Here is a 12,130-nt window from a genome sequence, read left to right as displayed (position 1 = left end):
GGGAGGGCGTCATGAAGGTAGTCTGCTTCAATATCAACGGCTTGCGTGCAAGACCTCATCAACTTTCTGCCATCATCGAACGCTATGATCCGGATGTGATCGGCCTCCAGGAAACCAAGGTCTCGGATGACCAGTTTCCCCTGGCAGAGGTCGAGGCCCTGGGCTATCACGTGCACTATCACGGTCAGAAGGGTCACTACGGCGTGGCCCTGCTGTCCCGCCTGGCGCCGCTGGAGCTGCACAAGGGCTTTCCGGGCGACGGTGAGGAATCCCAGAAGAGATTCATCTATGGTGTCTTCGCGGACCGCCAGGGTCAGCCGCTGGTAGTGATGAACGGCTATTTCCCTCAGGGCGAGAACATCGCCCATCCAACTAAATTCCCTGGCAAGAGGAAGTTCTACGCGGATCTTCAGAATCTACTTGAAGAACGTTTCTCGCCGGACACGCCCTTGCTGCTCATGGGCGACTTCAATATTTCGGCCCAGGATCGCGACATCGGCATCGGCGCCGCCAATGCCAAGCGCTGGCTGCGTACCGGCGCCTGCAGCTTCCAGCCGGAAGAACGCGAGTGGATGCAGCGGCTGCTGGGCTGGGGCCTGGTCGACAGCTATCGCCAGCTGCACCCGGAAGTCGACGACCGCTTCAGCTGGTTCCCCTATCGCAGTCGCGGTTTCGAAGACGAACCCAAGCGCGGCCTGCGCATCGACACCATCCTGGCTTCGCGAAGCCTGCAGGAGCGCATCGTCTCCGCCGGGGTGGACTACGAGATCCGCGGCATGGAGAAACCCTCCGACCACGCGCCGATCTGGCTGGAATTGACGTGAGGTCCTGTCACACCGACGTCATGCGGCATCCCTAAGGTGTCGGCCTCGCCTTAGGCTCGAGGCCGACCCATGAATTGCTCCGCCCCGGTATTCCGCCGCGCCCTGCTGCGGCGAGCGGTGCTCGCGACCTTGCTTCCGCTGCTGCCTTCACCCCTGCTGGCCAGCGAATCAACGACCACCCTCCTGCGCCTGCAGGGCTCCAACACCATCAATGCCCGCCTCGGTCCGCGCCTGGTGGCGGCCCTGCTCGGCGAGCGCGGCTACCGCGAGCCCCAGGTGGTACCCACCGCGGTGATGGACGAGTGGCACCTGGTGGCGCGCGCCCCGAACGGCACTAGCGTGGCCGTGCAGATCGCGGCCCATGGTTCCAGTACCGGCTTTACCGCCCTGGCCGCGGGTACCACCGATATCGCCGCGGCGTCGCGCCCCATCACCGACAGCGAGGTGAGCACCCTGGCCGGCCTGGGTGACCTACGCAGCAAGGAGGCGGAGTACGTCATCGGCCTGGACGGCCTGGCGATCATCGTGCATCCCGGCAATCCGCTACGGGAGCTCGATCTGCAGCAGCTGGCGCAGATCTTCTCCGGTGACCTCAGCGACTGGCAGCAACTGGGCGGCACGCCCGGCCCGATCCGGCTCTATGCGCGGGATGATCGCTCGGGCACCTACGATACCTTTCGCGAGCTGGTCCTGAATCCTGCCGGCAAACGCCTGGGCGCCGCCGCCAGGCGCTTCGAGTCCAACGAGGAACTGGCGCAGCGGGTAGCCGAGGATCCCGCCGGCATCGGCTTCACCAGCCTGGCAGCGGCGGCCACGTCGCCAAAGCTGGCCCTGCGCGATGGCGAAGGCCGCGCCATCGCCCCCAGCGAGGCCAGCATCGCCACCGAGGACTATCCGCTCGCCCGCCGCCTCTTCCTCTATGGCCCGCCTGCCCAACGCTCGGACTGGGCGCGCAGCCTGCTGGAGTTCAGCCAGACTCCGGCGGGTCAGGCGGTGGTGCAGCAAAGCGGCTTCGTCGCCCAGCGCATCGAGCCTCTGACCATAGGCGACACCCGTGGCATGCCATCCGCCTACAGCGAGCTGGCGCGTAGGTCGCAGCGCCTCACGGTCAACTTCCGCTTCACCGCCGGCAGCGCGCGCCTGGACAACAAGGCGCTGCGTGATGTCGAGCGGCTGGCCGCCTTCATGCGCCAGCCGGAGAACGCCAACCGGCAGCTGATCCTGGTGGGCTTCAACGATGCCACTGAGGATCCGGCACGCGCAGCCCTGCTGGCGCGCCTGCGTGCCACCGCGGTGGCCACGGCGTTGCGTCACCAGCAAGCCTTCGCCAGCGAACTGCTTTCCCTCGGCGACCAGCTACCGGTCGCCGGACTGTCGCCCAACGGCCGGGTGAAGAACCGCCGTGTCGAGGCCTGGATTCACTAGCGAACGGCGACGCCAGGCCGGTGGCGGGAAGAGGTGCGAGGCACACAAGCACGCCAGTGCGTTGCAGGCGCAAGGGTCAGCTGCCGACGACGCGCAAAAAAACCTAAAGTAACTTCTTAAAAGTAATTTCTAATCCAGTTCAATAAAATAACGCATACATATGATTTTAAAGGAAAATATAATAATAAAATTGATAACTGAGCCTTCTGCTAGCGAGAGGCAGGCGCAACCCTCTCCAGCCCCTGCACACGTTCGCCCGTTTTGATCCCATGCGTCGAAAACCAGCCGGCCTGGGTTTCCAGCGCGTAGCGCGCTGGGGCCCTCGAGCAATGGCGGGTATCGGTCAGTGGCTGCATCTCGACGGCATTGAGGAGCCTGCCGCTCGCATCGATGAAGGCGGCGGCCAGGGCGCTGGGGGTGTCGCGCATCCACAGGCAGCGTTCGTCATCTCCGGCGAAAACGAACAGCATGCCTTCGCGGGCGCCCAGTGGCGGTCGGCCCATGAGTCCCTGAGCCCGCTGTGCAGGCGTCGCCGCCACCTCGACGGCCAGGCGCTGCTCGGCGATCCGCAATTCGAGCCGCTCCGCCGCCCAGCCGGGCATGGCCACCAGGGCGGCGAACAGCAGGAAACCGCCCCGACCACAAGCTGGCACCCGCTTCGCTTCCTCGCGCGCATGGACAAAAAACGTCATCGCATGTGACCTTTACCGGACGAAAGCAATCTATCCCACATTGTCAGACAACCTCTCGAGTCCGATGTCGACCGCCAGCCTACCGCCCGCACCCTCACCCGCTCTGGCCACCCGCATTACCCTGGGCACGGTGCTCTTCACCTTTATCGCCTACCTTACCATCGGCATCCCCCTGGCCGTGCTGCCGGGCTACGTGCATGACCAGCTGGGTTTCAACTCCATCATCGCCGGCCTGGTGATCAGCAGTCAGTACCTGGCGACGCTGTTCTCGCGCTCCCATGCCGGACGCATCATCGATACCGTGGGCGCCAAGCAGTCGGTGCTCTACGGCATGCTCGGCTGCGGCCTCAGCGGTGTCCTGATGCTGGCCTCGGTGCTCCTGCAGGCCTGGCCCTGGGTCAGCCTCACCGCCCTGCTGCTCGGTCGGCTGGTGCTGGGTTGCGCCGAAAGCCTTTCGGGCACCGGCGCCATCTCCTGGGCGATCGGCCGGGTCGGTCCGACCAACACCGCCAAGGTGATCTCCTGGAACGGCGTCGCCAGCTACGGCGCCCTGGCCATAGGCGCGCCGCTGGGCGTCGTGCTGGTAGATACCCTGGGGCTGTGGATCATGGGAGTCAGCATCATCGGTCTGGCTGCCGTGGGTTATCGCATCGCCAAGCCCCGTCCGCCCATCGTCCCGGTCCGCGGCGAACGCCTGCCCTTCACCACCGTGCTGGGCCGGGTCCTGCCCTTCGGCCTCGGCCTGGCGCTGGGCGGCATCGGCTTCGGTACCCTGGCGACCTTCATCACCCTCTATTACGCCAGTCAGGGCTGGAGCGGCGCGGCCCTGTGCCTGACCGTGTTCGGTTCCTTCTTCATCGGGGTGCGCTTGGTCTGTGCCAACGCCATCAATCGCCATGGCGGCTTTCGCGTCGCCATCGTCAGCCTGGCGGTGGAGGCCGTGGGCCTGGCCATCCTCTGGCTGGCGCCCAGCGTGACCACCGCCCTGGCCGGCGCCGCCCTCACCGGGATCGGTTTCTCGCTGGTGTTCCCGGCCCTGGCCGTGGAAGCCGTGCAGCGGGTTCCATCCTCCAACCGGGGCGCCGCCCTGGCCGGCTACTCGGTATTCATCGACCTTTCGCTGGCGGTCACCGGCCCCCTGATCGGCGCCGTGGCCACCCATTTCGGCTATGCAGCCAGCTTTCTCTGCGCCGCCCTGGCCGCGCTCGCCGGCCTGGCCCTCAGCGTTCGCCTCCTCTGCCGTTTCGACGAGTCCTCTCGAGAACAGTCATGACCACGACCGCCCCTCCCGCTACCTCGCTCGCCGTCACGCTGCGTATCGTTTCGATCGTCGTCTTCAGCTTCCTGCTGTTCCTGGCGATCGGCCTGCCGCTGGCGATCCTGCCGGGCTACGTTCACGACGATCTCGGCTACGGCTCGGTAATCGCGGGGCTGGCGATCAGCATCCAGTACCTCGCCACCCTGTTCACCCGGCCCCTGGCCGGCAAGCTGGCCGACAGCATCGGCGCCAAGCGCGGGGTGATCTACGGCCTGTTCGGCTGCGTCGCCTGCGGTGTACTGACCCTGCTGGCGACCTCGCTGCAGAGCGTGCCCGGCCTCAGCCTGGGCCTGCTGATCGTCGGCCGGGTCATCCTCGGCATGTCCCAGGCCATGATAGGCACCGGCTGCCTGAGCTGGGGCATGGGCAGCGTCGGCATGCAGCACGTGAGCAAGGTGATCTCCTGGAACGGCATCGCTGCCTACGGCGCTCTCGCAATCGGCGCACCGCTGGGTGTGGCCATGGTCGCAGGCCTGGGCCTGTGGAGCCTGGGCGTGGCCATCGCGCTGCTGGGTGCGCTGGGCCTGGCGCTGGCCTGGAACAAGGAACCGGCACCGGTGATTCCCGGTGAGCGCCTGCCCTTTCACAAGGTGTTCTGGCGCATCAGCCCCTTTGGCCTCTGCCTGCTGCTAAGCTCCGTCGGCTTCGGCGCCATCGCCACCTTCGTCACGCTCTACTATGCGAGCAATGGCTGGCCCAACGCCGCCTTCTGCCTCACCGCCTTCGGTGCCGCCTTCATCTGTGCGCGGCTGCTGTTCGCCGGCACCATTAACAAACTGGGCGGCTTTCGGGTCGCCCTGGCCTGTTTCACCGTCGAGACCCTGGGTCTGCTGCTGCTCTGGCTGGCGGTCACGCCGCAGATGGCACTGATCGGCGCGGCCATGGCCGGCTTCGGGCTGTCGCTGGTCTATCCCGCCCTGGGGGTGGAGGCCATCGTCAAGGTACCGCCCACCAATCGCAGTGCCGCGCTGGGCGCCTACTCGCTATGCCTGGACCTAGCGCTGGGCATCACCGGTCCGCTGGCCGGGGCCATCGCCAACGGCTTCGGTTTCAGCGCCATCTTCCTGTTCGCCGGCCTCATGGCCCTGGCCGGCCTGGGCCTCAGCGCCCTGCTCTATCGCCGCGCGCTGCGCGAGCGTCCCGACCAGACGGCAGCCTGACCGGCTGGCAGCGCCAGCGGCAGGCGGCTGCCGAATCGCCCAGCGGCAGGTGAATGCCGGCCTTCCACAGCGCCTACAGCGGACCGGGATCCGGAATCGGCGCCGGCGGCTTGGCGGGTTCGGTCAGATTCTCGACCACCTCGTCGGGGATCTCGGTATCGATTTCCTCGTCGGCCATGTCGGAGTCGTTGAGCGGTGCCTGATCGCCACCCAGCCAGAGGGCCAGCGGCGAGGTGGTGTCGGGCGCGGGAGAAAGAGAAAGGATCATGCCGTGGCTCCTGTGCCGGTCGGTCTCAGAGATTAGTAGGTCGGCGGCGCCAGATGTTTCATCCGGACGCTTACCGCACGTCGCCCGACCGCCAAGCGGCGTCTACCCCTTGCCAGAGCCTTCGCGCGAATCCGCTGCCTGGACGTGAAGGTCCATCCCGGCAAAGATCAGCGCTTATCCGGGCCATTGGCCAGCAATCTGGCCGGCGGCTGACTAGACTTCAGGGATCCTCCCACCCTGGACTGCCTGCCTATGGATACGCCGACCCGCTCCGCCAGCACCTCGAATCTGCTCGCCGTCGTCGCCGAGGACGAATTGCTGCTCCAGGCCCTGGTCCGCGAGGTCCTCAAGCAGGAGGGCTTCCATGTGGAGACCTTCGGCACCGCCGACGCCGCCCTGCAGTTTCTCGAATTGCATTGGCAGCAGGTCAATGTGGTGGTGTCCAACGTACGGATGCCGGGCGTGATCGACGGCGTCCAACTGGCCAGGATCGTCAGCGAACGCTGGCCGGGGGTGCCCTTCGTGCTGATGTCCGGCTACGCCGGCCTGCGCAATGACATTCCGTCCGGGATACCCTTCCTGCACAAGCCCTGGACGCTGGATCAACTGACCGAAGCGGTCTGGAACGTGGTGCCGCGTCCCGGCTCTTCCGGCCCGGCCGCCCGCTAGTCCAGCGACACCCGGCCGCCGCCTGCCCCGTACAAACGACCTCGCAGCTATGACACAATAGGCGGCATGTCGGGCACCGCCCGCCTTTACCGCAGCCCAGCCAGGCCGCCGCGCACCGTCGCTGCCCATCGAGCCTGCCCGCTGGACCTCTGCCCGTCCGATCGAAACGCTCTGTCCTGGCCGCCCGCCGGCCCGGACAGCGGCCGAACTCCGGTCTGAAACCCCTTACAGGTAACTCCCTTGATCTCCACCGCTAACATCACCATGCAGTTTGGCGCCAAGCCGCTGTTTGAGAACGTGTCCGTCAAATTCGGCAACGGCCATCGCTATGGCCTGATCGGCGCCAACGGCTGCGGCAAGTCCACCTTCATGAAGATTCTCGGCGGCGATCTGGAGCCCACCGGCGGCCAGGTGATGCTCGAACCCAATGTGCGCCTGGGCAAGCTGCGCCAGGACCAGTTCGCCTACGAGGATTGCACGGTCATCGACACCGTGATCATGGGTCACGCCGAACTGGCCAAGGTCAAGGCCGAGCGTGACCGCATCTATTCGCTGCCGGAAATGAGCGAAGACGACGGCATGGCCGTGGCCGAACTGGAGGTGCAGTTCGCCGAATTCGACGGCTACACCGCCGAAGCGCGTGCCGGCGAGCTGCTGCTCGGCCTGGGCATCCCCCAGGACCAGCACTTCGGCCCCATGAGCGCCGTCGCCCCCGGCTGGAAGCTGCGCGTGCTGCTGGCCCAGGCACTGTTCTCCGATCCGGAACTGCTGCTGCTCGACGAGCCGACCAACCACCTGGACATCAACACCATCCGCTGGCTGGAAGGCATCCTGGTCGCGCGCAACAGTACCATGATCATCATTTCCCACGATCGTCACTTCCTGAACAGCGTCTGCACCCACATGGCCGACCTGGACTATGGCGAGCTGCGCCTGTTCCCGGGCAACTACGACGAGTACATGACCGCCGCCACCCAGGCGCGCGAGCGGCTGCTGTCGGACAACGCCAAGAAGAAGGCCCAGATCGCCGAACTGCAGCAGTTCGTCAGCCGCTTCTCGGCCAACGCCTCCAAGGCCAAGCAGGCCACCAGCCGGGCGCGCCAGATCGACAAGATCCAGCTGGACGAGGTCAAGCCTTCCAGTCGCGTCAGCCCCTTCATCCGCTTCGAGCAGCACAAGAAGCTGCACCGTCAGGCGGTGACCCTGGAGCACGTCACCCAGGGCTTCGACGGCACGCCGCTGTTCAAGCGCCTGGGCCTGCAGGTCGAGGCCGGCGAGCGGGTCGCCATCATCGGCCCCAACGGCATCGGCAAGACCACCCTGCTGCGCACCCTGGTAGGCGAGATGACCCCGCAGAGCGGCGAGGTGAAATGGACCGACAGCGCCGACGTGGGCTACTTCGCCCAGGATCACGCCGAGGACTTCGCCGACGACGTCACTCTGTTCGACTGGATGGGTCAGTGGACCCAGGGCGGCGAACAGCTGGTCCGGGGCACCCTGGGTCGCATGCTGTTCTCCAGCGACGATATCCAGAAGTCGGTCAAGGTCATCTCCGGTGGCGAGCAGGGCCGCATGCTGTTCGGCAAGCTGATCCTGAAGAAACCCAACGTACTGGTGATGGACGAGCCGACCAACCACCTGGACATGGAATCCATCGAGGCGCTGAACCTGGCGCTGGAAAACTATCCGGGCACCCTGATCTTCGTCAGCCACGACCGCGAATTCGTCTCCTCCCTGGCCACCCGCATCCTCGACATGAGCGAGACCGGCGTGGTGGATTTCAGCGGCAGCTATGACGACTACCTGCGCAGCCAGGGCATCAACGGCTGACCCGGGGTTCGTGTAGTGGGTCGCGCGACCCACTACACGAACAAAATAGAGGGTGCCCTAAACAGTTACCCTAGGTATCATTTCGCACCGAAACGGGTACTCGACCAGGATCGCCGCGATCATCACCTATCGTTTGCGCCGGGAGACCAGGGGTCTCCTGCCACGTCTCGTAACACGTAGCGCCCCCTTCCGGCACGCTCGACGGGTTCCCTGTCGCATCCTGATCTCCCCGCCTGGCACCGGCCTTCGCCGGCCCGCCGGGACGCTTGGCCCCCATTCAATAAATCAGAACATTGCCGGACGGCCGCTGTCGCAACTGACTGCCATGCCCTACCGGTTGCCCACCCCTGCCCGGCCGCTTGCGGCCAGCCAGGGGTTGCCCAACTCGAGGTCGGGCTCCGACGCCCGCTCTCCCTCAGGTGTAAAGCGAGACACTGTCTCAGGAGTACGATGAATGCACAGTGGTAACGAAGAGTCGGATTTCGTTTTCGTCGGCGCGGGAATCATGAGCGCGACCCTGGCGGTCATGCTCAAGGAACTGGAGCCCACGAGTACCGTCGAGGTACTCGAACTGCTCGACGTAGGCGCGGCGGAGAGTTCCAACCCCTGGAACAACGCCGGAACCGGCCATGCGGCCCTCTGCGAGTTGAACTACACGCCGGAAAAGGCGGACGGCAGCATCGACATCACCAAGGCCCTCAGCATCAACGGCATGTTCGAGGCCTCCAAGCAGTTCTGGTCCTATCTGGTGGAAGAAGGCCACTTCGGCTCGCCGCGCGCCTTCATCAGCCCGGTGCCGCACATGTCCTTCGTGCATGGCGCCAAGGACATGGCCTTCCTGCGCAAGCGCTATGACGCCCTCAAGGATCACGCCTGCTTCGACGGCATGGAGTATTCCGAGGACCACGCCAAGCTGCGCGAGTGGATGCCGCTGGTGATGGAAGGCCGGCCGGCCACCGAAGCCGTGGCCGCGACCCACGTGGCCGGGGGTACCGACGTCAACTTCGGCGCCCTGACCATGAGCCTGCTGGGTCACCTGCAGACCCGCCCCGGCACCCAGGTCCGTTACAACCAGAAGGTGGTGGATCTGACTCGCGAAGCCGACCAGCGCTGGCGCCTGACCATCGAAGACAGTCGCTCGGGCGCCACCCGGACGCTGATCGCCAAGTTCGTGTTTCTCGGCGCCGGTGGCGCGGCCCTGCCGCTGCTGCAGAAGTCGGGCATTCCCGAGGGCGCCGGCTATGGCGGCTTCCCGGTGAGCGGCCAGTGGCTGCGCTGCGACGATCCGCACATCGTCGAGCGCCACCAGGCCAAGGTCTACGGCCTGGCCGGGGTCAACTCGCCACCGATGTCGGTCCCGCACCTGGACACCCGGGTGGTGGATGGCAAGAAGTCGCTGCTGTTCGGGCCCTTCGCCGGCTTCACCACCAAGTTCCTCAAGCGGGGTTCCTTCCTCGACCTGCCCAAGTCGATCAAGTCGGGCAACATCGGCCCCATGCTCGCCGTGGCGCGGGACAACATGCCGCTGACCCGCTACCTGGTCGGCCAGGTGCTGCAGTCCTTCGACCAGCGCGTCGAGGAATTGCGCGCCTTCTACCCGGCCGTGCGCAAGCAGGACTGGCGCCTGGAAGTGGCGGGCCAGCGGGTGCAGATCATCAAGAAGGATCCGCAGAAAGGCGGTGTCCTGCAGTTCGGCACCGAGATCGTCGCCTCCGGTGACGGCACCATCGCCGCCCTGCTGGGCGCCTCCCCGGGTGCCTCCACCTCGGTGTCCATCATGCTGACCCTGGTGGAGCGCTGCTTCCCCGGCCGCTTCCAGAGCGAAGACTGGCAGGCCAAGCTGCGCACCATGTTCCCGGCCTTCGGCCACAAGCTGGCGGAAGAACCCGAACTGCTGCGCGAAGTGCGCGAGCGCACCACCCGCGTGCTGCAGCTCGACCAGCCGGCCTGACCCCACCTGGATGGCCCACTGGCGGGCCATCCCTGCTCCTGACGTCCCCACCCCAGCAAAACCGCCCCCTCTCCCCCAGGGAGAGGGTTGGGGTGAGGGGCTATCGCCCTCCGACGCCCGCCTAATCCCCCAGTGCCGCGCCCTCGCGCCGCGGATCGGCACCTCCCTGCCAGCCTGAGCCCACCCGGCGAATGACCTGGATGCCGCTGGTCATCTCGTCTTCGCGCACCTGATGCCCACGCTGCTCCAGCGCCTGGCGCAGGGCCGCGGTGGTCTCGCCACGCTCCAGCTCGGTGGGGCCATTGCGGCTGCCGAAATTCGGCAGGCCCGCTGCCGCCTGGGGATCCAGTTGCCAGTCCAGCAAGCCGACCAGGGTCTTGACCACATAGCCGGCGATCTGCGAACCGCCCGGCGAGCCCAGGGTGGCCAGCAGCTCGCCACTCTGGCGATCGAACACCAGGGTCGGCGACATGGTCGAGCGCGGGCGCTTGCCCGGCTCCACCCGATTGGCCACCGGCAGGCCCTTCTCGCGTGGCACGAAGGAAAAGTCCGTCAGCTGATTGTTGAGCATGAAGCCCTTCACCATCAGGTGGGAGCCGAAGTAGCTTTCCACCGTGGTGGTCATGGACAGGGCGCCGCCCCAGGCATCCGCGGCCACCACCTGCGAAGTAGAGATGCGCAGCGGCGAACGATCCGGCGCCCAGGCCAGCGTCGGTCCTGGCGGAGTGCCCGGCGCCGCCTTGCCCAGGCTGCGCACCCCGACCTGCTGCGCCCGACTGGCCAAATACCCGGGATCGAGCAGACCCTTGACGTTGACCGGCACCCGCTCTGGATCGGCCACGTACTGGGCGCGATCGGCATAGGCCAGGCGCTCGGCTTCGGCGATCAGGTGCACGGCTTCGGGACGCGGCTCCTGGCCCGCCGGCAGCGCGGTCGGCACCGGTCGCAGCGGCGCCAGGGCCCAGGCCGGATCACGGGCTTCCAGGGCCTGGAGGATGCCCAGGGTCTGGGCCACGGTGATGCCACCGGCAGGCGGCGGCATGCCGCACACGCGCCAGCGCCGGTAGTCGGTGCACAGTGGCGTGCGCGTCCTGGCGCGATAGCCGGCCAGATCCTGGAGACTCAGGCTGCCGGGATTGGGGCTTTGCTGCACGGCCGTGGCAATAGCCTGGGCCAGGTTGCCGCGATAGAGCGCCCCGGCGCCTTCCCGGGCGATCAGCGCCAGGGTATCGGCCAACTCGGGATTGCGCAGCCGGGTGCCCACCGGCTTCACCTGCCCCTGGGCATCCAGGTAGAGCGCGGCCATACCCGGTGACTGCTTGAGGAAGGGGTCGTGGAGCAGCTGGTTATGCAGCCGCGGCGACAACGGGAAACCCTCGCGGGCCAGGCGGATGGCCGGCTCGAACAGCACCTGCCAGGCCAGCTTGCCGTGGTCGCGATGCGCCAGCTCAAGCGCGCGCAGCACCCCGGGCACCCCGACCGAACGACCGCCGATCCGTGCCTCCTCGAAGGCCATGGGGCTGCCGTCCGGGTGCAGGAAGAGCCTTTCCGTGGCGCCCGCCGGCGCGGTCTCGCGACCGTCGTAGGCTTGGACCTGGCGACCGTCCCAGTAGAGCAGGAAGGCGCCTCCGCCGATCCCCGAGGATTGCGGCTCGACCAGGGTCAGGACCGCCTGCATGGCGATGGCGGCGTCGATGGCCGAGCCACCCTGGCGCAGGATCTCCCGCCCTGCCTCGGCGGCCAGGGGGTTGGCCGCCGCCGCCATCTGCCGGGTGGCTGCGCTGGCCGTCAGCCCGGGGCGGTAACCGGAACCGGCCTCGGGGGCCGTGGGCAAGGCGGTTTCGCGATTCTGGCTACAGGCGGCCAGGGTCAGGGACAGGAAAAGGGGCGTGAGGATCGACAGAGGGGTTCGCAACGGGGGGCTCCTGGGCAACCGGGGGCTTTCGCTCGCCAAGCCTAGCCCATCAGTCGCACCGGCGCCGCCGGCCCGACC

Annotated in this window: 10 protein-coding genes; 7 read left to right on the top strand and 3 right to left on the bottom strand. The window is 66.8% G+C overall.

The window, feature by feature from the left end; all coding sequences use genetic code 11:
* Positions 1 to 11 precede the first annotated feature (11 nt).
* Complete coding sequence (gene xthA, locus FHR73_RS05635) at positions 12 to 824, top strand: exodeoxyribonuclease III (RefSeq protein ID WP_183629941.1); 813 nt, start codon at positions 12 to 14, stop codon at positions 822 to 824.
* 69 nt (positions 825 to 893) lie between these two features.
* Positions 894 to 2,249, top strand: coding sequence for a substrate-binding domain-containing protein (locus FHR73_RS05630; RefSeq protein WP_183629940.1), 1,356 nt, complete (start codon positions 894 to 896; stop codon positions 2,247 to 2,249).
* 209 nt (positions 2,250 to 2,458) lie between these two features.
* Here FHR73_RS05630 and FHR73_RS05625 read toward each other — a convergent pair whose 3' ends face one another.
* Complete coding sequence (locus tag FHR73_RS05625; RefSeq protein WP_183629939.1) at positions 2,459 to 2,941, bottom strand: DUF192 domain-containing protein; 483 nt, start codon at positions 2,939 to 2,941, stop codon at positions 2,459 to 2,461.
* A 64-nt stretch (positions 2,942 to 3,005) separates the two neighbouring features.
* Here FHR73_RS05625 and FHR73_RS05620 point away from each other — a divergent pair, with 64 nt between their 5' ends.
* Together FHR73_RS05620 and FHR73_RS05615 are read left to right on the top strand one after the other, a co-directional pair.
* Positions 3,006 to 4,214: an MFS transporter gene (locus FHR73_RS05620; protein ID WP_183629938.1), complete on the top strand. Its 1,209-nt coding sequence runs from the start codon at positions 3,006 to 3,008 to the stop codon at positions 4,212 to 4,214.
* Positions 4,211 to 5,419 (top strand): MFS transporter, encoded by a 1,209-nt coding sequence (locus FHR73_RS05615; RefSeq protein ID WP_183629937.1) that lies wholly within the window; start codon positions 4,211 to 4,213, stop codon positions 5,417 to 5,419. Before FHR73_RS05620 ends, FHR73_RS05615 begins: the two co-directional genes overlap by 4 nt.
* Positions 5,420 to 5,492: 73 nt before the next feature.
* Here the strand turns inward: FHR73_RS05615 and FHR73_RS05610 are convergent, their stop codons facing one another.
* Positions 5,493 to 5,687, bottom strand: a complete 195-nt coding sequence (locus tag FHR73_RS05610) for a hypothetical protein (RefSeq protein ID WP_007158427.1) — start codon at positions 5,685 to 5,687, stop codon at positions 5,493 to 5,495.
* Between the two features lie 252 nt (positions 5,688 to 5,939).
* On the opposite strand from FHR73_RS05610, the gene FHR73_RS05605 reads away from it, so the two are divergent.
* From FHR73_RS05605 to mqo, 3 genes are all read left to right on the top strand, one after another.
* Positions 5,940 to 6,356 (top strand): response regulator, encoded by a 417-nt coding sequence (locus FHR73_RS05605; protein ID WP_183629936.1) that lies wholly within the window; start codon positions 5,940 to 5,942, stop codon positions 6,354 to 6,356.
* 240 nt (positions 6,357 to 6,596) lie between these two features.
* Positions 6,597 to 8,186, top strand: a complete 1,590-nt coding sequence (locus FHR73_RS05600; RefSeq protein ID WP_183629935.1) for an ABC-F family ATPase — start codon at positions 6,597 to 6,599, stop codon at positions 8,184 to 8,186.
* A 454-nt stretch (positions 8,187 to 8,640) separates the two neighbouring features.
* Positions 8,641 to 10,137 (top strand): malate dehydrogenase (quinone), encoded by a 1,497-nt coding sequence (gene mqo / locus FHR73_RS05595; protein WP_183629934.1) that lies wholly within the window; start codon positions 8,641 to 8,643, stop codon positions 10,135 to 10,137.
* A gap of 121 nt (positions 10,138 to 10,258) precedes the next feature.
* Here the strand turns inward: mqo and FHR73_RS05590 are convergent, their stop codons facing one another.
* Positions 10,259 to 12,070 carry a gamma-glutamyltransferase family protein gene (locus FHR73_RS05590; protein ID WP_409258651.1) on the bottom strand — a complete coding sequence of 604 codons (1,812 nt, stop codon included), beginning with the start codon at positions 12,068 to 12,070 and terminating at the stop codon, positions 10,259 to 10,261.
* Positions 12,071 to 12,130 lie beyond the last annotated feature (60 nt).

Origin of the sequence: Pseudomonas sp. AS2.8, from assembly GCF_014190935.1 — a bacterium.
Taxonomy (GTDB): Bacteria; Pseudomonadota; Gammaproteobacteria; order Pseudomonadales; family Pseudomonadaceae; genus Chryseomonas.
Note: the sequence above shows the minus strand (reverse complement) of the source record. Positions and strands in the feature narration are given on the sequence as shown.